Origin of the sequence: Brachyspira hampsonii 30446 (assembly GCF_000316195.1) — a bacterium.
Taxonomy (GTDB): domain Bacteria; phylum Spirochaetota; class Brachyspiria; order Brachyspirales; family Brachyspiraceae; genus Brachyspira; species Brachyspira hampsonii_C.
On the sequence record NZ_JH994110.1, the window covers coordinates 816,276 to 837,071 of the forward strand.

21 protein-coding genes are annotated in these 20,796 nt (G+C 28.7%); 13 read left to right on the plus strand and 8 right to left on the minus strand.

Going from position 1 to position 20,796, the window contains the following annotated elements; translation table 11 throughout:
* On the minus strand, positions 1-1,011 hold the full coding sequence (locus A966_RS03655) for an SDH family Clp fold serine proteinase (RefSeq protein ID WP_008722648.1): 1,011 nt from the start codon (positions 1,009-1,011) through the stop codon (positions 1-3).
* Positions 1,012-1,191: 180 nt separating this feature from the next.
* Here A966_RS03655 and A966_RS03660 point away from each other — a divergent pair, with 180 nt between their 5' ends.
* From A966_RS03660 to A966_RS03680, 5 genes are all read left to right on the plus strand, one after another.
* Positions 1,192-2,157: a flagellar filament outer layer protein FlaA gene (locus tag A966_RS03660; protein ID WP_008722650.1), complete on the plus strand. Its 966-nt coding sequence runs from the start codon at positions 1,192-1,194 to the stop codon at positions 2,155-2,157.
* A 129-nt stretch (positions 2,158-2,286) separates the two neighbouring features.
* Positions 2,287-2,850, plus strand: a complete 564-nt coding sequence (locus tag A966_RS03665; protein WP_008722653.1) for an isochorismatase family protein — start codon at positions 2,287-2,289, stop codon at positions 2,848-2,850.
* A 22-nt stretch (positions 2,851-2,872) separates the two neighbouring features.
* Positions 2,873-3,634 (plus strand): triose-phosphate isomerase, encoded by a 762-nt coding sequence (gene tpiA / locus A966_RS03670; RefSeq protein ID WP_008722655.1) that lies wholly within the window; start codon positions 2,873-2,875, stop codon positions 3,632-3,634.
* Positions 3,635-3,747: 113 nt separating this feature from the next.
* On the plus strand, positions 3,748-4,803 hold the full coding sequence (locus A966_RS03675) for a polysaccharide deacetylase family protein (protein ID WP_176719990.1): 1,056 nt from the start codon (positions 3,748-3,750) through the stop codon (positions 4,801-4,803).
* A gap of 37 nt (positions 4,804-4,840) precedes the next feature.
* Positions 4,841-5,542: an endonuclease III domain-containing protein gene (locus A966_RS03680; RefSeq protein WP_008722659.1), complete on the plus strand. Its 702-nt coding sequence runs from the start codon at positions 4,841-4,843 to the stop codon at positions 5,540-5,542.
* A gap of 5 nt (positions 5,543-5,547) precedes the next feature.
* Here the strand turns inward: A966_RS03680 and A966_RS03685 are convergent, their stop codons facing one another.
* Positions 5,548-6,477: a DMT family transporter gene (locus tag A966_RS03685; protein ID WP_008722662.1), complete on the minus strand. Its 930-nt coding sequence runs from the start codon at positions 6,475-6,477 to the stop codon at positions 5,548-5,550.
* Between the two features lie 14 nt (positions 6,478-6,491).
* Entirely contained in the window at positions 6,492-6,641 is a 150-nt protein-coding gene (locus A966_RS13530; protein WP_008722663.1) for a hypothetical protein, read from the minus strand.
* A 174-nt stretch (positions 6,642-6,815) separates the two neighbouring features.
* On the opposite strand from A966_RS13530, the gene A966_RS03690 reads away from it, so the two are divergent.
* Entirely contained in the window at positions 6,816-7,208 is a 393-nt protein-coding gene (locus A966_RS03690; protein WP_008722665.1) for a rhodanese-like domain-containing protein, read from the plus strand.
* Positions 7,209-7,284: 76 nt separating this feature from the next.
* Here the strand turns inward: A966_RS03690 and A966_RS03695 are convergent, their stop codons facing one another.
* Both A966_RS03695 and A966_RS03700 read right to left on the minus strand, forming a co-directional pair.
* A complete protein-coding gene (locus tag A966_RS03695; protein WP_008722667.1) occupies positions 7,285-7,656 on the minus strand; it encodes an STAS domain-containing protein in 372 nt (123 codons plus the stop codon).
* 26 nt (positions 7,657-7,682) lie between these two features.
* Complete coding sequence (locus A966_RS03700) at positions 7,683-7,919, minus strand: DUF3467 domain-containing protein (RefSeq protein WP_008722669.1); 237 nt, start codon at positions 7,917-7,919, stop codon at positions 7,683-7,685.
* Between the two features lie 320 nt (positions 7,920-8,239).
* On the opposite strand from A966_RS03700, the gene A966_RS03705 reads away from it, so the two are divergent.
* The 7 genes from A966_RS03705 (at position 8,240) to A966_RS03735 (ending at position 17,218) form a co-directional block, all read left to right on the plus strand.
* Entirely contained in the window at positions 8,240-8,962 is a 723-nt protein-coding gene (locus tag A966_RS03705; RefSeq protein WP_008722670.1) for a LolA family protein, read from the plus strand.
* Between the two features lie 14 nt (positions 8,963-8,976).
* Positions 8,977-10,353, plus strand: coding sequence for a helix-turn-helix domain-containing protein (locus A966_RS03710; protein ID WP_008722672.1), 1,377 nt, complete (start codon positions 8,977-8,979; stop codon positions 10,351-10,353).
* A 67-nt stretch (positions 10,354-10,420) separates the two neighbouring features.
* Positions 10,421-11,743 (plus strand): 30S ribosomal protein S12 methylthiotransferase RimO, encoded by a 1,323-nt coding sequence (gene rimO, locus A966_RS03715; protein WP_008722675.1) that lies wholly within the window; start codon positions 10,421-10,423, stop codon positions 11,741-11,743.
* Between the two features lie 17 nt (positions 11,744-11,760).
* A complete protein-coding gene (gene clpX / locus A966_RS03720; RefSeq protein ID WP_008722676.1) occupies positions 11,761-13,599 on the plus strand; it encodes an ATP-dependent Clp protease ATP-binding subunit ClpX in 1,839 nt (612 codons plus the stop codon).
* An 82-nt stretch (positions 13,600-13,681) separates the two neighbouring features.
* Positions 13,682-14,254, plus strand: a complete 573-nt coding sequence (locus tag A966_RS03725) for an RNA polymerase sigma factor (protein ID WP_008722679.1) — start codon at positions 13,682-13,684, stop codon at positions 14,252-14,254.
* Positions 14,251-14,580: a hypothetical protein gene (locus tag A966_RS03730; protein WP_008722681.1), complete on the plus strand. Its 330-nt coding sequence runs from the start codon at positions 14,251-14,253 to the stop codon at positions 14,578-14,580. The genes A966_RS03725 and A966_RS03730 overlap by 4 nt, the downstream gene beginning before the upstream one ends.
* 151 nt (positions 14,581-14,731) lie before the next feature.
* On the plus strand, positions 14,732-17,218 hold the full coding sequence (locus A966_RS03735) for an ATP-dependent Clp protease ATP-binding subunit (RefSeq protein ID WP_008722684.1): 2,487 nt from the start codon (positions 14,732-14,734) through the stop codon (positions 17,216-17,218).
* A gap of 76 nt (positions 17,219-17,294) precedes the next feature.
* On the opposite strand, the gene A966_RS03740 is transcribed toward A966_RS03735, so the two are convergent.
* The 3 genes from A966_RS03740 to A966_RS03750 all read right to left on the minus strand — a co-directional run bounded on the left by A966_RS03740 (position 17,295) and on the right by A966_RS03750 (position 20,594).
* Positions 17,295-17,861 carry a DNA/RNA non-specific endonuclease gene (locus tag A966_RS03740; protein ID WP_008722685.1) on the minus strand — a complete coding sequence of 189 codons (567 nt, stop codon included), beginning with the start codon at positions 17,859-17,861 and terminating at the stop codon, positions 17,295-17,297.
* A 213-nt stretch (positions 17,862-18,074) separates the two neighbouring features.
* Positions 18,075-19,958, minus strand: coding sequence for a LysM peptidoglycan-binding domain-containing protein (locus A966_RS03745; RefSeq protein ID WP_039955452.1), 1,884 nt, complete (start codon positions 19,956-19,958; stop codon positions 18,075-18,077).
* Positions 19,959-19,973: 15 nt separating this feature from the next.
* Entirely contained in the window at positions 19,974-20,594 is a 621-nt protein-coding gene (locus A966_RS03750; protein WP_008722691.1) for a hypothetical protein, read from the minus strand.
* Between the last annotated feature and the right edge of the window lie 202 nt (positions 20,595-20,796).

Genomic DNA, 20,796 nt, shown 5'->3' on the forward strand with positions numbered 1-20,796 from the left:
TTATCGAATATGAAATTTACTTCTGTTTTGTTTGCCGTTTATTAAAGTATTTTTTATCCAAGAACTATTATCATTCATAGGAATCCATCTTCTCTCTTCAGCTCTATAATGCCAATCTTTATCTTCCTGATAATATATTTGTATTGTGCTGCCCTCATGTATATTTAGTATTTCATTATCATGATAGTTAAATTCATCATAATCTGTACATGATTTCTGTCCCATTTCTGAATAATATTCATTTAGCGACATTAATAATTCATTTAGTTTATCATCCATTTCTTTAACATTAAGTCCTAATTTTTTAGCCTCTCTTATAGTAATAGGGTAGTTATGAGAAGGATAAGCAGAATTAAGCGAATTTGATATATTATCTATTAATTTTTGATCTTTCATGTGATATGATAAAATATCTTTACATAACTTTATTGAAAGGCTTGAAGCTCTATCTACAGCCCCCAAAACTAAAGGGTGTATATATTTGTATATATGTTCATAAGGATTATTATCATTATTATTTGACTGCTCTTTCCATAACTTTATAACCCTAGCCAATTCGTCCTGACTGACATATACAAGACTATTATCTTTATTTACAGGGGATAATTCATGCTGAAGAGAAGTATCTACAGCAGTTATAAATGCTAAAGGACCCATTTGTATCTCATCAGCCCCCAAACAAAGCATTGTAGCAGCACTTGCAGCTTCTAAAGGCAGCAAAGCCACAACTTTTTTGGCAGACTCTCTAAGAAGATGTACTATTCTTAAAGAGGCCTGTCCACTTCCGCCGGAACTTTTTATGAAGAAGTATATTTTATCGCATTTTCCTATATGTTTAAGTATATCAGAGAGTACAATTACATCATTTTGGCATACACTTCCTCCATTAGAGTTCCAATATGAAAGTAATGGGGCATCAAGCTGTTTTGTAATTTTATTAATAATCTCTTGAGTTTTAGAAAATAATATAGGCGGTTTAATAGTTTTTGCCTGGGATTTCTTATCAGCCATAGTGCAAACCTCATTTTTAATTTACATAATTACATTTTTGCGTAATATTCTATATTAATAATAGATAATGTCAAATATTGATTTATTTTTTTGATTAAATTTGCTTGACAAATTAAGAAATTTAGTGTATAAAAGTTATATTATTATGCTTATTAATTAGTACAAGGAGTGCAATAAATTATGAAAAAGTTATTCGTAGTATTAACTTCAATTTTTATCGCTGCATCTGCTTACGGTTTAACAAACTCAACTTTGATTGATTTTGCTTTAACAGGTAACGCTGATAACTTACAAGCTGGAGAAGGTGATACAAATGAATTAGTTCCAGTTGCAGAAAATCTTTATAATGATAACTGGGTAGTATGGTTGAATGAATCTGCTAGATTAACAGAAAATCGCAGAAATTCTTATGTTACTAACGTAGATAGTAAAGGTAACAATGGTGCTTGGGAAGCTGGTAAAGTTCTTGGTATAAGAGTACATTTCCCATTAGCAGGTTGGAACAGCTATGCTTTAGTAAAACCAGTATATGAACTTGAAATGTATGGCGGTACTGACGGTACTAAATATACAGAAGGTAAAGGTGTTATACATAATGTCGGCGAAATTAAATCTATAAGCTCTTGGATTTACGGACGCAATTTCTTAGTTAGCTATTTTGTAAACTTACAAAATGAATACGGTCAATTAAAATCTTATCCTATGGGTACTGTTTACTTCAATGGTTGGAGACAAGTAAGATGGGAAAACAGAGAATATTTACCTAATGTTCGCGACAGAGTATTAGTAAGAGAACCTCTTTACCCTAGAATGATCCCTTCTATCAAATTAGATTCTTTAGGTTTCTACAGAACTAAAGATACAGTTGGAGGAGATTTCATCACTTATGTTAAAGATGTAACAGTTGAGTACGATGTAGTAGTTGTTGATGCTGAAGAAGATATCGATGATGAAGGTACTTGGCAGATCTTAAAAACTGAAAATGACAGAAAACAAGCTATAGAAGCTGCTAGAATACGCGAGCAAGCTGAATTAAGAGCTCTTGAACAAAGACGTATAGGTGACGGTACTGAACAAGAACAAGGTGCTGCTGCTGATAACGGTGCTGCTGCTGATCAAGGTGCTGCTGAAGAACAAGCTCAATAATTAAATTAGTTTGGAAATAAAAGGCTAATTAATAGATTAAGGGGAAACTTGATAGTTTCCCCTTTTTTTATTGTATTTTTTTATATTTTAGAATATAATTTTATTAAAATTATATTTAAGGAGTTATTTATGAGATTAATGAAAGAACCTCTAATAAATAAAGATGATACCCTATATATTTGTATTGATGAACAGGCTAAATTAATTCCTGCTGTATATGATGCTGATACTGTTATAAAAAATACTAATATGCTTTTTAGAACTGCTGATATGCATAATATTCCTGTTTTAGTTACAGAACAGTATCCTAAAGGTCTTGGCGGTACTGATGAGAAAGTTAAGTTTCCAAAAAATTATAAGCTTTTTGCTAAGGAATATTTTAGTATATTTGGTACTGAAGATTTTGTAAATGAGTTTAATTCTATCAATAAAAATAATATTGTAGTTTTTGGTATAGAAACTCATGTTTGTGTTTATTACAGTGTTGTTCATTTACTAGAGAATGGATATAATGTATATGTTGTTGCTGATGCCTGCTCTTCTAGAACTAAAGAAAGTAAAGATATAGCTTTAAAACAAATGGCTAATCTTGGTGCTAATATAGTAACTACAGAGATGATAATGTTTGGTCATATAGAAAATTGTAAGGTTTCTTGTTTTAAAGATGTTAGTAAATTATTAAAAGATAATTAATATATAATTTAGGAGAAATAAAATGGCTAGAAAAAAACTTATTGCCGGCAACTGGAAAATGAATAATTCCAATAAAGAAGCTTTAGAGTTAGTTAATAGCTTGAAAGGTTTAGTTAAAGATGTTAAAGATAGAGATATTATGATAGCTCCTACATTTACTTGTCTAAGCGATGTTCATAATGCTATTAAAGGAACTAATATAAAATTAGGTGCTCAGAATTTATATTTTGAGGAAAAAGGTGCTTTTACAGGACAGATTTCTGCTGACATGCTTTTAGCTGTAGGATGTGAGTATGTTATCATAGGACACTCTGAATGCCGTGATATATTCGGTGAAAAAGATGAACTTATAAACAAGAAAGTAAAAAGAGCTTTAGATAAGAATCTTATACCTGTTTTATGTGTAGGAGAGCATTTAGAAGAAAGAGAAAAAGGAATTACTTCTGATATAGTAAGCAATCAAACTAAAGAAGCTTTCAAAGGTTTAAGTGAGGTAGAAGCTAAAAAAGTTGTTATAGCTTATGAACCTGTTTGGGCTATTGGTACAGGTAAAACTGCTACTCCTCAGGACGCTGATGATGTTCATAAAACTATTAGAGAAACTTTGAAATCTCTTTATAATGATTCTGTTGCTGAAGGTATGATTATACTTTACGGCGGAAGTGTTAATGAAAAAAATGCTGATGATTTGCTTAATATGCCTAATATAGATGGTGCTTTAGTAGGCGGTGCTTCTTTGGTTGCTGATAAATTTGCTAGGATAGTTAATTATATAGCTAAGTAAATTTAATTATTATATTGTATTTAAGGGTAATGCTTTTTTAGTATTACCCTTGTTTTATTTTGCAAAAAATATATAATATATCATTATTAAATAATTTAAAAGAGCATAATAATTTGAAGATATTTAAATTGTTTTATATATTATTATTTGTTTTCTATTCAAATATTATTTTATTTTCTCAGCAGCCGGAAATTTCGCTTGTGAAGTTTTATATGTGCGATGGAAAAATTGGTAATTCTAAAATATCTATGTATTTAAATATAATTGATGGAACTAATGTTTGGGGACAATATTATTATAAAAATATAAATCAATTTATAAATATAGAAGGACATATTAATGATAATAAGTTATATATTGAAGAGAAAGTCAATAATCGTGTAACGGGATATTTTAATGGAATAGTTTCTAATGATTTATTTTTTTCAGGGGAATGGACATCTCAAGATGGAGAGAATAAATATGATTTTTCATTTTATATGAATAAATCTTATCCTATAAATACTCTTGATATTATCAATTTAGATTTGGAAGTTACTTTAGATGACGGCAGAAAATTTGAATCGAGTAAAGATGCTGTAATAATAAAAAATGAAAAAAATCTTAATAATTTAGATAGAATTTCTTTAGATGTTGATGGAGTAAAATCTTTAAATACGAATAGAATAGCATTTATACTTAATAATTCTATTATTGATGAATATAATATTTGGAAAAAATCTGAAGAAAATAATGAGGATTTTCAATTAATAAAAGAAATAAATGTTTCTTATTTAGATGAGAATATAATATCATTTAACATATATAATTATTCTTATACGGGAGGAATTCATGGAATATATAATGCGGTGCCTGCTATATATTTAATTTCAACGGGTGAAAGAATAGGTTTAAATTTATCAGAGCTAATAGAAAATAAAAATGATAGGGAATTAGTTAATTTGATGAGAAGTAAATTGCTAAGGAATTTTACAGAAAAAGATTTTTTTGATTTTTATTCTATTGAACTTAGTGATATTTATGATGTAACTCCATCTGGTATAAGATTTATATGGCCTTTATATAAGATTGCCGATTATGCTCATGGTATTATAGAAATTGAGTTTACATATTTAGAGCTTAAGCCTTTTATAAAAAAAGATTCTAAATTTTGGTATTTGTTTAGATAAATATTTATTGTTTTATATTCTATAAAGGACATATTTTATGAATGATAATGATATTCACCCAATAATGAAAGAGCTTACAAAAGTTACTAAAGAAATGCCTATGCCTGTTGTGACTGAAATAAAAATAATAACAAACAGAGATGCATATAAAATTTTAATATCTACAATGCTTTCACTTAGGACAAAAGATCCTACAACTAGAGATGCTTCTATGAGATTATTTGAAAAAGCAGGCAATCCTAAAGACATGCTTAAACTTACAGAAGAAGAAATAGAAAAACTTATATATCCTGTTGGTTTTTATAAAGTAAAGGCTAAAAATATATTGGAAGTATCTAAAATGATAATAGATGATTATAATGGACAGGTGCCTGATGAAATAGATGAACTTTTGAAGCTTAAAGGGGTGGGGAGAAAAGTTGCCAATTTGGTAGTAACTGAAGCATTTGATAAAGACGGTATATGCGTAGATACTCATGTTCATAGGATATCAAACAGATTCGGATATGTTCATACAAAAACTCCTGAAGAGACAGAGTTTGCTTTAAGAGATAAACTTCCTAAAGAGTATTGGAGGATTTATAATGACACTTTGGTTGTTTATGGACAGAATTTATGCAAGCCTATTTCTCCATTATGCCAAAAATGCACAGTATCTCAGTATTGCGATTATTTTAAAAATGAATATAAAGAGCATAAAGAGAAAAATAAAGAAAAAAAATCTAATAAGAAAAAATAAATATATTATTGATTGTTTATTATCTTTTTCGTATTTATTTTATTCATTTTTTTGAATGAAATATTTGCCTGCGATATTATAACGCCTAATAATATAAAAACTATTCCTATTACAGCAAATACAGTTATATTTTCATCTAAAATTATTTTTGAAGCTATTAAAGTTATTATTGGTATAAAGTATATATATGTATTAGTTTTTACAGCACCTAATATTTTTATGGAATAAGCCCAAGTTATAAAACATAAAGTGCATGCTATAAAAGATAAAAATAAAAAATTTATTAAGTTTATAGGTTTTAAATAATCATTTATATTTACATCAAAACCCATAAATAACATTGCAGGCATCATAAATATTATTCCATACATAAAAGTTTTTTTAGTTATTAAAACAGAATTATATCCCAAATCTGAAATTTTTTTCACTAATACAGAATATATTCCCCACATAACAGCAGCTAATACGGCAAACATATCGCCTATGGGATTTATTTTTAATATAAACTTTCCATTGAATGCTATTACAAATATACCGATTATAGCAAATATGAATCCTATAAAGAAATTAATTTTTAATTTTTCTTTCAAAAATACTGATGCGAATATTCCTGTAAATAATGGTCCTATAGCAACCAAAATACCGACATTTGATGCCAAAGAATAGTTTAATGCTATATTTTCAAATAAATAATAAAGTGTTATTCCGCTTAATCCTGTAGCTGCAAATAATATTTCTTCTTTTTTGGTGTGTATTTTATTATTTTTGCGGTATATTATTAAGAGTAAAGCAAATCCTAATAAAAACCTGCTGAAAAGTATCTCTATAGGAGAGAAATCTCTTAATAATATTTTTGTAGAAATAAAAGTAATACCCCACATTAATACACTGAAAAATGTGCATAAGTATGCTTTAATATTTTGATTGATAAACATTATGTTTTTTCCAGCTATTTAGAAGAGTCTCTTATAATATTTTTTATATATTCATCATCTTCTATGACTTTTATAGAGTTCTTATTATCTGTTTCTTTTTTATCAGAACAAGACAATAATAATAACATCATTAAAATTAATAAACAATATATCTTTTTCATCATTATTATACTATCCGCAAATAAATTATTATATAAACAGCATATTATATAAACAGTATAGTCATTAAAAATATAAAAAATAATTACTTTATCAATAAAATAGTTTGACAAAATGTTTAAATATAATATTATTGTTATTAACATAATATCGGAATAATTTTAAAGGAACTATTGAATATGAAAAAAATTTCATTATATTTTATTATTTCAGTATCATTATTATTTGTATTTTCATGCTCTAAAAAACCTTATGATAATATCAATTTAAAAAAAGCATTAGATTTGATGACTAAATCAACTAATTTAGTTTTATTGGATGTTAGAACAGCAGAAGAATATATGGGAGGAAGTGCTCCTAATTCTATTAATATTGATGTTCTCAATACAGATTTCAAAAGTAAAATAGATCTTTTAGATAAAAATAAAGAATATATAGTATACTGCAGAAGCGGAAACAGATCTTCTATAGCTTCAAGTATAATGGCTACCAATGGCTTTTTACATGTTTATAATTTGCAAAATGTAAGTTATGCAGATTTTGTAAATGCCATATTAACAAACCAAAATTAATTTATAAATAAGCAAGAATAATTATTAATAAGCATGGAAATTAAACTCCATGCTTATTTTTATTGTATTATGTGCATTATGACGCTTTTATTTCTTTTATAGCTTTTTGTATATCATCGTATATTTTTACTTTTTTATGTGCCTCCAATGATTTTAAAGACCATTTTGAATATTCATTTAACCCTGTTAATATTAAATTTCCTCCTCTAAATTCCAATACTTTTTGAGCTTCAATCATTAAATATATAGCATTGGATATTATGTATTTAGTGTTATGTACGAAATGTATAATTATATTTTTTGTGTAATTTTCTAAAAGCCTATTTAGTATACTATAAAGTTCATTGTATATGCTTAAATTAATATCTTTTTCTATTATTAGTATTATATTTTTATCATTATTTATATAGTATTCTTTTATACTGTTTTTTCTAATATTTTTTTCCATAAATTTACTCCTTTTGATAATTGATTTTATATTAGATTTCCCCCTTCTCTAAATTTATCAACTTTTTCTTTTAATGTATCATATAGCCTCAGAAAGCTAGGCAGAGATAAATATACAGCAGTTTCAACATCTACAGTATTTTCTTTTCCAATTTCATTTCCAAGCAGAAGTACTATTTCTTCATCATTTTGTATTATAGCACTTCTATTACTGTATATGCTTCTTGATTTTTTCATATTATATTTTGTATTATTTATTTTCATATTGCCTCCTTTTATGATTTATCTATATCATCATAATGTTTCTGTTAATCTTATATTTATATATTTAAAATATACTTTATATTTTAAATAAGTCATTAATATGATGTAATATATAGTTCCTATAAATATTAAAAAGTATATATATAAAAAAAAAACGAAATTTATACGCATTTTTTATAAAAAACGAGTATGAATTTATTCGTTTTTTATAAAAAAATAAAAAAATAAAATACTTGTTTTTTATGTATTTTTATTATATCATATAATATTAGTAAAAAAGTAAGTTTAAGTTTAATATTTAAGGAAAGAAAAAATAATTTATGAAAAAAATTGTATTTTTTATTATATTGCTAAGTATTCAAGCCCATTCTCAAATAATGACTCCTGAAAAAGTTGTTAGCATGATATCTAATAGATTTTCTTCTATTAAAGGTTTTTCAGCTAATTTTGTAGAGAGAAATGGTGAAAAAGTTTCTTATGGAGATGTTATAACTAAAAATCCTAATTTATTTAGAATGCAGTACTCAAGCGGTGGAAATGGGCAGTCTATATACTGCAATGGAGAAACTCTATGGATAATATTTCCTAGAAATAATGTTGTTGCAGAGCAGAAATTAAATTATGGTGATTCAGGTGCTATATATACTCCTGAAGGAATTATGAGACTTACTACTAAATTTAACATAGATTTTTATAATGAAAGGGGGCTTGTATCTGTAAACAGCTTTAACGATTCTGAATTGGGAATAGCTAAGTATAATAGTTCTTATGCAGCAAATGATAATAGAAAGGCTTATCATATGCTATTAACCTCAAAACAGGCGAGCGTAGACAGAACAGGTTTTACTAAAATACATTTATGGGTAGATAATACAGGTATGATTATAAGAATATTGGGAATAACAACTACAAATGTTCCGGTTGAGTATTTATTCACATCTATTAGGTATAACCCTAATTATGAGGATAATAACAAGGATTTTGAACCAGAGATATCAGAAAATATGCAGGTTCTTAAAGATGGTTTAGTACCTAATAATTAATTTTAAGGATTTATATGGAAACTATAGGTCAAATATTAAAAAATGCTAGAGAAAAGAAAGGGCTTACAATAGAAGAACTTGAGGCTACTACTCATATAGTTGCTAGATTTATAAAGGCTTTAGAGAATGAGGAATTTGATGTTCTTCCGGGAGAGATATATGTAAAAGGATTTATAAAGAATTTAAGTGATAAGTTATCATTAGATGCTGATATGGTTCTTGAGAGATATAATCTGCAGAAAAACGGTATTAAGTCTGAACAGGATTTATTAAAGGGAAATAAGGGAATAAAAAATATTAAAAAAAATAAAGAGCCTGTTAAAGAAATCAAAGACAATAAAGATGTTAAAGCTCCTAAAGAACATGAAACTAATAAAGAAGCTGTAAAAGATACTAATACAAAAGAATCTCTTAAAGATGTTATCAATACTGAGAAGCATGAAGAGAAAACTATAAAAGAAACAAATAAGAAAAATAAAAATAATAATACAAATAACCGTGCCGAAACAGATTTGATTTTTATGGCAAGGAGAGATTTATATAAATTAAGGAATAAGGATAAATCTATAGCACCTACAATAATTGTTGTACTTGCGGTTATTGTTGTTATAGCCGTTATAGTTCTTAATTGGAAGAATATAACAGGATTTATATTTCCTTCAAACAATAAAAGACAAAATAGGAATGAAGTTGAAATATCAAAAAATATAGTTGACAGCAAGGCTAAGCAAAGCGTAAAGTCTGGGGATATTATATACTTTAAGCCGCTTGGAATATCCGCTACAATTAAGTTTAACAGCATAGGAAATGTTCTTCATATAAATATTAATGGACAGGACTTATCTTTCTCCAAAAGCAGTCCTATAATATTGGATTTGAACGGCAATGGAATAAATGATTTTAAGATAAGTGTTATAGAAGTTTATGATAATTCGGCTACTGTAGAAATGGAAAAACTTGAAGAAAATCAAATGGTTAATACAGGGTATACTACTGATATTGAAACAGCTGCTGCCTTAAATAGCACCAATTATAATAACACAGTGTCTACAAATTTACTTGTAATAAATGGAGAAACTTATATAGAACAGGATACTGAGAAAGTAGATATCAGAATAGAGATAACTGCTAAGCATTTTGTATATATAAGATATTTTATAGATTCAAACAGGCCGGCAACTACTAACCTTTTAAGCGGTAAAACATTGTATTTAGAGGCTAAAGATGTTGTTATGCTTACTATAGGTAATGCTGGAGAGGTTGTAGTTAAAGTTAATGGAAAAATTATTAATGTAGGAGCTGCTGGGGAAACTGTTAATAAGACTATAAAATGGGTTAAGAATTTGAATGATTCTACTAGATATAATCTTATTATGTCAGATACTAAATAATTATTTATTTTTTATCTGAATATTTTCGGCAGACTATCATATTTAAAATTAAAAAAGGAAATTTAATTTGCAGAATATATATTTACATAGTTTAGGATGCGAGAAGAATACTGTTGATGGTGAGCATATATTAGCCATATTACAGAAAAAAGGCTTTAATATTACTAATAATCCGGAAGATGCAGATATAATAGTTATAAATACTTGTGCTTTTATAGAGGATTCAAAGAAAGAGTCCATTGATGCTATATTTGATCATTCTATGTATAAAAAATACGGAAAATGTAAAAGGCTAATAGTATCAGGCTGTATGAGTGAAAGATATAAAGAAAATTTTCTTGAGATGTTCAAGGAAGTTGATTCTGCTATAGGTATATATGATTTAGAGAATATATTAAAAGCTGTAGAAGAAGATGGTTTTCATGATGCAAAAGAAAATACTGAATATAAAGAGTATGGTGATAGGGTAAATACAGGCACTAAGTATAGTGTTTATATAAGAATAAGCGACGGCTGTCATGCCAACTGCAGTTTTTGTGCTATACCGGGAATCAGAGGCGATCATAGAAGCAGAAAGATTGAAGATATAGTAAAAGAGGCTGAAAATTATGCCAAAAACGGAGCTAAAGAAATTAATTTAATAGCTCAGGAAACAACTTTTTACGGCTACGATATATATAACAAATTAGCCTTACCGGATTTACTTAAAGCTCTTTCAAAAGTTGAAGGCATTAAGTGGATAAGAGTACTTTATCAGAATCCTGTTGTTTTGAATGATGAGATAATAGAATCTTTTTTTACTACTGATAAAGTTGTTCCTTATTTTGATATACCTTTGCAGCATGTGGATAAAAATATATTAAAAGATATGAACAGAGGCACAAGAAGCTATAAATTTTATAGGGAAATGATAGACAAAATAAGAAGTTATAATAATGATGCTGTTATAAGAACTTCTTTGATAGTTGGATTTCCGGGAGAGACTGCTGAATCATTTAAAAAGTTAATAAAGTTTGTAAGAAATGCTCAGATTGATAGGGTAGGAGTATTTACTTATTCTGAAGAGGAAAATACTAAGGCTTTATTAATAGATAAGCCTAAAATGAGCAGAAATAGAAAATTAATGCTTAGAGAAAGACTTATGCGTGCTGCTATAGAAGTATCTGAAAAAAGATTGGAGAGATTTATAGGAAGGACTATAGATGTATTGATAGAAAAAAAAGAAGATGATAATAAATTTATAGGCAGAAGCATATATGATGCACCTGAAGTTGATGGATATGTTGAAGTTTATAATGAAAATACTAATAATAATATAAATATTGGCGATATAGTGCAGGTTGCTGTTACTCATAATACAGAATATGATTTAATAGGCAATGTTATTTAATTAGGAGATCTTTTGCTATGAAGAAAAAAAAGCAGGAAAATGAATCCAGCAGTATTGGAAAAGAAGAGAAAAAATCATCTTATGCTAATAGAGAAGATGCTTTCAGGGCATATTTTGAAATAGTTACTAAAATAGTTTATACATTAAATCTAATATCAGATAGAAATGATATGACTAGAAGACTTTCAAGTAATATTGACAGAGCTTTGGGTTATGATGATGAGATGGTGTCCAATAATGAAAAAATAGTTAATAACAGTAATGAGGTTGAAATACTTATCAATTCTCTTAATACAGATGTAAAAAAGATATCATCTTTTAAGAAGTATAATTTTAATATAGAAAGATTTATATCAGAGAAGGATTTAGATTTAGATGAGAGATTTATTTTATATTCTGTATTAGTTTATACTATTTACGGCGATTCTATGTCTGCTATATCTGTTAGAAGAATATTAGAGCTTATCACATTAACTAATGATATATATATAAATAAGTATCATTATTTTGATAATAATAGCAAATTAATATCAAGCGGCATATTTAATCTATCACATGAACCTTATCCAAGCAGCGGCATACTAGAAATAACAAATACATTAATAACATTTATAAATTCCAGAGTAATATTTGCGTTTTTAGAAAAAGATAGCTACAATGTTATAGAAAGTATAATCAGCAATGAAGAAATTCTAAAAAAATATTCATTAGAGAGTAAAATAGGCAGTAAAAGCAAATCTTCAAAATCAAATATTTTAACTCCTAAAGAAATAGTTGCTCAATTAGATAAAACAGTTATAGGTCAGGACGAAGCAAAAAAGGCATTGGCAGTACATGCGTATTTGCATTGTTTGAGAATAAACGGCAATAAAGATATACCTTTCAGATCAAATATTCTTATGATAGGACCTACAGGAGTTGGAAAAACTTATTTAGTAAAGACATTGGCAGATATATTGGGACTTCCTTTCGCCCGTGCCGATGTAACTACACTCACAGAAACAGGATATGTCGGAGATGATGTAGAAGTTGTGCTTTATAATCTCTATAGAAAAGCTAATGGTGATTTGGAACATGCACAGCATGGCATAGTATTTTTAGATGAGGTTGACAAAATAGCAAAGGCTGATGCTCATCAATCTACTACAGGCAATCCTTCTGATAAGGCTGTACAGGAAGCACTTCTTTCTATGATGAATGGCGAGGATATAAGAGTTCCTGAATTCGGAGATAGGCGTATGATGCATTCTAGCGATGGAATACTTATGAATACTAAAAACATATTGTTTATATTCGGCGGTGCTTTTGTGGGGCTTGATGATATAATTAAGATGCGTTTGAAAGGAGAAAGCAGTTTGGGGTTTGGTTCTAATGCTGTTATAAATAAACTGCAGAAAAATAGGATATTGAGTCAGGTTGATGTTAAAGATATAGAAAAGTATGGTATGATACCTGAGTTTATAGGAAGAATTCCGATAATAGTAACATTAAATGATCTTACTAAAGAAAATTTGAAAGATATCTTGACAAAAACTTCGGAATCTCCTATTATTAAATACACTGAATTTTTTAAAAGTATAGGTAAGAAGCTAGTAGTAACTTCTGAAGCTATTAATTTTATAGTTGATAAGGCTTCTAGCATGAATATGGGTGCAAGATCTTTAAAAAGTATAGTGGAAACTGCGATGGTTAATATACTTTTTAATTTAGACGGAGTAAAAGGCAATACCTTAACTCTTACTAAATATGATATAGAAAATGCATTCAGTGAGAAGGAGTTTGTAACTTCAGGCAATGAAGATGATAAATTAGATAATTCCGGCAAGAATTTTTCTAAAGAATCTTTTATGGCTTGATTTTACTTTGTTTTTATTTATTTGTTATAAATAATGTATATATAATTATTTAAGAACAGGTAATATATTGGAGTTTGTAGAGATGATAGTAACTAAAGAAAAAGAATTATTAAAAGATTATGAATTAATAGAAGCACATAAGAAAGGTGATAGTGAAGCATTGGATATATTATTGACAAGATATAAAAATTATATATTTAATTTATCATATCGCTTTATGCATAATTATGAAGATGCTATGGACTTAACACAAGATGTATTAATACGAGTATACAAAGCAATAGACAGATATGAAGAACGCAATTATTTTAAAGGCTGGTTATATCGTATAATAAGCAATACAGCTATTAATATGTATTCTAAGGCTTATAGGAGGGAATCTCCTTATTTAGAAAAATTAGAAATAGTTGATGATAAGAGGTATAATACAGAAAAAGAATATGAAAGAATATACCTTCAGGAAAAAATTTATAATGCTTCTACTAAATTAAAGGGAAAACAGAGAGATGTCTTTATATTGAGATATTATGAGAATTACTCATATAAAGAAATATCAGATATTTTGAATATATCAAGCGATTCAGCTAAGAGTAATTATTCTTATGCTCTTAAAAAAATGAAATCGCTCCTAGAAAAAGAAAGGACTCTTTTATGAAACTACATGACATGATGCAATTTAAAAGCAAAATCGAAAAGAAACGACATCATTTTGATTTGCCAAGCTTGCCTGATAGAGAATGGCAGTATATGCTTCAAAGGGCTAAGATGGAAAGTATGAAAAAAAACGAAGTTACTCCATTTTATGCTTTTATGAGTTCTGCTAGGCTTTCTATAGCACTCTCTACTGCAATAGTTTTGGTATTAGCTTTATCTTTGTTTTATGGAAATCCTAATAAGGAAAACTCCCATAATACTAATACTGCATCATCTAGTAAAACTAACATAAATGTTGTTAATGTGGCTAATAGTAGTTTTATTTAAAATTTAAAACCTATAATAGAAATTCTAAATTATACATTAGCATGCTTTTATGTTAATGTATAATTTTGTTTTATTTATAATAGTATTTCTATTATATCCGATAATGACTAGTAAAATATTTTTTACATAAAATATAATACAGGATTATAATATGTTTCAATTTCATTTAACAAGCAAAGCAAAAAAAGTAATAGAATTATACGCTCAGGAGGAGGCTAAGAGATTAAATCATGATATGGTTACCCCTGAACATATACTTTTGGGGCTTCTGCATGAGTCAGAGGCTTTGGCTACTCGTGTGTTATTGAGATTGAAAATTGATTTAGACAGACTTAAATTAGAATTAGAATCAGCTATGGTGAAATCTTCAACTACAAAGGTATTTGGAACTTTGCCTACTGCCCCTAGAGTACAGAAACTTATAAGTAGATCTGCTGAAGAAGCTAGAGCTTTAAGTCATAATTATATAGGTACTGAACATTTACTGCTTGGTCTTTTAAGAGAGGAAAGCGGCACTGCTTATAATGTACTTACAAGTATGGGACTTGAGCTTACTATATTAAGACAAGAAATATTAAAAATGCTTGGTGTTGCCGGAAGTAATATGTCTTCTATGGAACAGACTAATCAGGAAGATACTATAAAAAAAGTAAAAACTCCTACTTTAGACCAATTTGCACGTGATTTGACTAAAATGGCTAGAGATAAGGCTTTAGATAAGGTTATAGGCAGAGAAAATGAAGTAATGAGAGTTGTTCAGATTCTTTCAAGAAGAAAAAAGAATAATCCTATACTTTTGGGAGAACCGGGTGTTGGAAAAACTGCTATAGTTGAAGGGTTGGCAGAAAAGATAGTTGCTGGAGATGTACCTGATATACTTCTTAAAAAAAGAGTATTAACTTTAGATTTGTCTTCTGTAGTTGCCGGTACAAAATATAGAGGTGAGTTTGAAGAGAGAATAAAAAATATAGTTTTAGAAATTAAAAAAGCAAATAATATAATAATATTTATAGATGAGCTTCATACATTAATAGGAGCAGGCGGTGCTGAAGGTGCTTTAGATGCTGCTAATATGTTAAAACCTGCTCTTTCCCGCGGAGAAATACAGTGTATAGGAGCTACTACAATCAATGAATATAAAAAATATATAGAAAAAGACGGTGCTTTGGTTAGGAGATTTCAGCCTATCAATGTTGAAGAGCCTAGCGTAGAAGATACTATAGAAATTTTAAATGGAATAAAACCTAAATATGAGGAACATCATAAGGTAAAATATACTGATGAAGCTATTACTGCAGCTGCTGTATTGAGTAAGAGATATATATTTGAAAGACATTTGCCTGATAAAGCCATAGATTTAATAGATGAGGCAGGTTCAAGGGCAAGACTTCTCAATATGACAAGACCGCAGGAGTTCAAAGATTTAGAGAAGAAAATAGAAGAACTTAATCAAAATAAGAGAAATGCAGTTGATAATCAGAATTTTGAAGATGCTGCTAGAATAAGAGATGAGATTAGTTCTTTGCAGGAAGAGCTTTCAATTAAAGAAGAAAAATGGCGCGGAGAAAGAGAGAAAATAGAAACATTTATTGAAGAAGATGATATAAGACATGTTATATCTGAAATAACTAATATACCTATAAAAAGATTATTAAATTCAGAAAGCAAAAGACTTATAGGTATGGAAGAAGAACTTCATCAGAAGGTTGTAGGACAAGAAGAGGCTATATCTTCAATTTCTAAAGCTATTAGAAGAAGCAGAGCAGGGCTTAAAACTTCAAAAAGACCTCTTGGTAGTTTTATTTTCTTGGGACCTACAGGTGTGGGTAAAACTGCTTTAGCTAAAGTTCTTTCAGAGTTTATGTTTGGAGATAGTGATGCTCTTATCAGAATAGATATGAGTGAGTTTATGGAAAAGTTTGCTGTAAGCAGACTCATAGGAGCTCCTCCTGGATATGTAGGTTATGAAGAGGGAGGCGGACTTACTGAAAAGGTGAGGAGAAAACCTTATTCTCTTATACTTTTTGATGAAATAGAAAAAGCTCACCCAGATGTTACTAATATACTTTTGCAGGTGCTTGAGGAAGGTCAGCTTACTGATAACTTTGGAAGGAAAGTTGATTTTTCAAATACTATCATAATTATAACAAGCAATTTGGGTGCTAGAGATATTGTTAAAGGAAGTTCTTTAGGATTTAATGCTGTTGGAAGCGAGAAAGATGCTAATGATATTAAAAATTTCGCTTTGGAAGAATTAAAACAGAATTTCAATCCGGAATTTTTAAATAGAATTGATGATATTATAGTATTCCATACTCTTAGTAAAGATAATTTGAAAGATATTATTAATATAATGCTTAAAGAGCTTAATGATGCTATTAAAGAGAGAAATATTGTTATTAATTTAAGCGAAGAGGCTAAGAATTATATCATAGATAAGGGATTCGACAAGAAGTATGGTGCTAGAAGTTTGAGAAGAGCTATACAGAAAGAGATAGAGGATTATGTGAGTACCGAAATATTGTTCGGTAATATAGAAGATGGTGATACTATTAATGTTGATGCTAATGATGGCTCTTTGATATTTTCTTATGACAAGTCAGTTAGGACAGAAAATAAGGAATTATCTAAAAGTTAGTTAACATACTCCTATAAATATTTGTGATGCTTCCAAAATTATTTTATGATTTTGGGGCGTCTTTTATTTATAGATATCAGTAATTTGTGAGCATTTTTTTTACCCTATAATTCGTATAATCTTTTTCTACATTATAATCTATAATAATCAAATATGGTCTTGCATTAGTATATACATACTTTATATCTATGATAATATTATTTATTTTATCCCCATTTATGATGTTTTCTCTCCATTCCATTTCTGTTTTTTTCATTTCTCCCATATTTAGATTTTTATTTATTGGTATAAGATTATCAATATTAGGAGAGCCTCCGAATTGTCTGCCTATTATATGTCCTCCTTGATCCTTACCCTTTATACCATAAAGCTCTACAATTTTTCTTTGGGCATAACTATTTCTTTTGGCATTTGAAAGTGTTAAATTCTTTTTTCTTATGACTTTATATATTCTTGATGAGCTGTCAGTGCTGTATAGAGTATCATTTATATTATATTTTATATTAGGTTTTAGATATTCTATTCTGTTTATTTTTATAATATGCTCTTTATCATATTCATTTTTTATATTATATACCTGATTAGTAGTTTGGCATGATATTATAAAAATTATAGATAATATGCTGCAAATATATGTTTTCATAATCTTAATTATTATGATTATATTTTTTATTTATTTAGTTACAACCTTTTAAAAAGGGAGTTTTTAATTTTTTTATATGAAAATACATTTTATATGCGGTATTTATTTTCGGAAATATTGATTTTATAATAATTATATTTGTTATATATTAATAAAAAAGCCATGCATGAATTAATCATACATGGCTTTATTTTTTAGTAATTAATTATATTCTTACTCAGCAGTTTGTGCAGCTTCAGTAGTTTCTTCTGTATTAGCATTTTCAGTATTGTTATTTTGCTGCTGATTTCTTAATATCATAGCTTCGTCATAAGTAATATATTCCATATTAGGATCATAAGTACCAGCTCTTTCTTCACCGTTCATACTAGGTATAGTTAATACTTGACCAGGAAGTATCAAGTCAGGGTTATTAGGATCTCTTAATACATTTCTATTAGCCTGATACAATCTATACCATTGTATAGGATCATTATATATGAAGGAATAACCAGCTATTCTCCATAAAGCATCAGTTAGAGGAGTTCTTTGTACTACAGTGTAATACATAGGAAGTACAGTAACTTTTCCTTCAGTATTAACAGTTTGTCCTGTAGTAGCATCTATGATTTGACCTGTTTCATTATTGTTATTGTCTGTATCAACCAAATCACCGTCTACAGGTCTTTTTGGTCCCATTTCATATATAGCATTCATAGATCTGTTAGCTTCTTCTAATTTTTCTCTAGCTAAAGTATTGTCATTATTAGCCAAAGCGTCTTCAGCATCTTTTATTATTTGAGAAAGGTTTTGATCTTCTTCGCTATCTGGTATTATATAACCTTCATCAATTAATTGCTGATATCTAGCTTTAAGCTCATCTAATTGTCTTTGATTTTCTTCTCTTGCTATGGCAAGATCACGATTATTAACTAAATCGTCCATAGCTTTAGAAGCTTCCAATGCTTTCTGACTAGCAGCAGCAGGATCTGTTTCTACAACATTGTTAGCATCAGCTAAAAGAGTAGATATATTCTGATCAGTTTCATCGCCTCTTGTTATAGTGCTATCATTAACAAGACTGTCATATTTCTGCTGTGCATTAGCAATATCTTGTTTAGCTTTAGCAACAGCATCTGCCTGTTCTTTAGCAAGTGCTTCTTGCTCTGCTTTTTGTCTGGCTTCTTCTTCAGCTTTTCTTTTAGCTTCAGCTTCTGCCTTAGCCCTAGCTTCTGCCTCTGCTTTAGCTTTTGCCTCAGCAGCAGCTTTTGCTTTGGCTTCTGCCTCTGCTTTAGCTTTTGCTTTGGCTTCTGCCTCTGCTTTAGCTTTTGCCTCAGCGGCAGCTTTTGCTTTAGCTTCTGCCTCTGCTTTTGCCTTAGCAGCAGCGGCAGCTTTTTCAGCAGCAGCTTTTGCATCTGCTTCAGCTTTAGTAATACCAGCAAGAGCAGCAGCAACATTCTGCTGAACGCTTGCAAAGTTATCAGCTTTTAAAGCTTCATCAGCTTTAGTTAAAGCACCCGAAACTGTTTTATCATTATTATCACCTGCTTTTATACTTTTACCTAAAGCAGCATTATATTTAGATCTAGCATCAGCTATTGATTTAGAAGCAGTATCTCTCTCTCTTCCTAAATAACCTTCTTTAACTGAATTAGCAGAAGATAGAGCATTATTATAGTATTGTAAAACAGTATTAAAAGTATTAGAAGCAGTATTAAATTCTTCATCATTTTGTGCTACTGTGTCAGGACCAGGTATGCTTCCTATATTAGCATTTCCTTCTTCAAAATATTTCACAGCCTCTTCATACTGAGCTTTGAATTGATTATCGCTTGCAGCTCCCATTTGATTTATTTCAGTTATTGCATTATCAGCATCATTTTTAGTTTTATTTATTCTAGCATTCATAAGTCTGTAGAACAATGCCATAGAAGCTTTATCTATGCTTACAGATGCCTCTTGAGATTTATCATAAGACTGCTGATATTGACCTTGATTTTGAAGATCATCAGCTTCTTGAGTTATTCTAGCAGCATCTTCATAAGTTTGTGCCGGTAAAACAGACCATGTGAAAGATAATAAAGCTATAGTAGCCATTATTTTTTTTATTTTCATCATTTACTCCTTATAAATTTAGTTCTGTTCCTGTTCAAAGGCTTCTATTTCCTGCATCATTTTTTCTAATTGAGCCAAACGCTCTTTAACTAATTTCAAAGCCTCATCACTTCTATCAAATTGTTCTTTAGTTTTATTGTATAAATCTGTATAAGCTACTTTAGCTTGATAAAGTTTATCTACCATAACTCTATAATCTTTAGTTTCAGCTGTATACATTGCATTAGCTTCCTGATATACTGTATCAGCTTTAGTGAATTCATCACCGTACATTACACTAGCTTTAATATCAATAGCGTTAGTTGCACTTTCATCAGTCTGTTTTTTTAGTATTTCAGAATATGGTGGTAAACCTTTGTCTAAAACCAAATTATAATTAGTTTCAGCAGTTAATAATAATTCTTTGGCTTTTTCAGCTTCATCTTCATTTTCTTCTTTCATTATGATATCAGCTTCAGCATAGCCTTTTTCTGCTATATCAAAATCTTCCTGAGCAAATGTTTGTATCTCCGGATATTTGTTTACTACAGTATCTCTTAGAGCGGTTACTCTTTCATACTCCTTTACAGGCAAACCGCCGCATGAAATAAGCATAAAAGCTATTAGGGTTATAAAACCTATTTGCAACTTCAATTTCATAATCAGATTAATCCTCCAGTGTTTATAAAATATATTTTATGGCTTTCAATTAAGTAAAACCATAATTATTAAAATAAGAAAAAAAAATAATTGCATTTTATGAAAAAAAATGCAATTATGTTAACTATGTTATTATTAACGGTATAAAAGTCAATAGCTTTTGTAATTTTTTACTTATTTTACATATTAGATCATTTATTTT

Excerpts from the sequence above, each read along its gene's own strand:
- A966_RS03655 (WP_008722648.1), bottom strand. The coding sequence starts at position 1,011 with ATGGCTGATAAGAAATCCCAGGCAAAAACTATTAAACCGCCTATATTA.
- A966_RS03660 (WP_008722650.1), top strand. The coding sequence starts at position 1,192 with ATGAAAAAGTTATTCGTAGTATTAACTTCAATTTTTATCGCTGCATCT.
- A966_RS03665 (WP_008722653.1), top strand. The coding sequence starts at position 2,287 with ATGAGATTAATGAAAGAACCTCTAATAAATAAAGATGATACCCTATAT.
- tpiA (WP_008722655.1), top strand. The coding sequence starts at position 2,873 with ATGGCTAGAAAAAAACTTATTGCCGGCAACTGGAAAATGAATAATTCC.
- A966_RS03680 (WP_008722659.1), top strand. The coding sequence starts at position 4,841 with ATGAATGATAATGATATTCACCCAATAATGAAAGAGCTTACAAAAGTT.
- A966_RS03685 (WP_008722662.1), bottom strand. The coding sequence starts at position 6,477 with ATGTTTATCAATCAAAATATTAAAGCATACTTATGCACATTTTTCAGT.
- A966_RS13530 (WP_008722663.1), bottom strand. The coding sequence starts at position 6,641 with ATGATGAAAAAGATATATTGTTTATTAATTTTAATGATGTTATTATTA.
- A966_RS03690 (WP_008722665.1), top strand. The coding sequence starts at position 6,816 with ATGAAAAAAATTTCATTATATTTTATTATTTCAGTATCATTATTATTT.
- A966_RS03695 (WP_008722667.1), bottom strand. The coding sequence starts at position 7,656 with ATGGAAAAAAATATTAGAAAAAACAGTATAAAAGAATACTATATAAAT.
- A966_RS03700 (WP_008722669.1), bottom strand. The coding sequence starts at position 7,919 with ATGAAAATAAATAATACAAAATATAATATGAAAAAATCAAGAAGCATA.
- A966_RS03705 (WP_008722670.1), top strand. The coding sequence starts at position 8,240 with ATGAAAAAAATTGTATTTTTTATTATATTGCTAAGTATTCAAGCCCAT.
- A966_RS03710 (WP_008722672.1), top strand. The coding sequence starts at position 8,977 with ATGGAAACTATAGGTCAAATATTAAAAAATGCTAGAGAAAAGAAAGGG.
- clpX (WP_008722676.1), top strand. The coding sequence starts at position 11,761 with ATGAAGAAAAAAAAGCAGGAAAATGAATCCAGCAGTATTGGAAAAGAA.
- A966_RS03725 (WP_008722679.1), top strand. The coding sequence starts at position 13,682 with ATGATAGTAACTAAAGAAAAAGAATTATTAAAAGATTATGAATTAATA.
- A966_RS03730 (WP_008722681.1), top strand. The coding sequence starts at position 14,251 with ATGAAACTACATGACATGATGCAATTTAAAAGCAAAATCGAAAAGAAA.
- A966_RS03735 (WP_008722684.1), top strand. The coding sequence starts at position 14,732 with ATGTTTCAATTTCATTTAACAAGCAAAGCAAAAAAAGTAATAGAATTA.
- A966_RS03740 (WP_008722685.1), bottom strand. The coding sequence starts at position 17,861 with ATGAAAACATATATTTGCAGCATATTATCTATAATTTTTATAATATCA.
- A966_RS03745 (WP_039955452.1), bottom strand. The coding sequence starts at position 19,958 with ATGATGAAAATAAAAAAAATAATGGCTACTATAGCTTTATTATCTTTC.
- A966_RS03750 (WP_008722691.1), bottom strand. The coding sequence starts at position 20,594 with ATGAAATTGAAGTTGCAAATAGGTTTTATAACCCTAATAGCTTTTATG.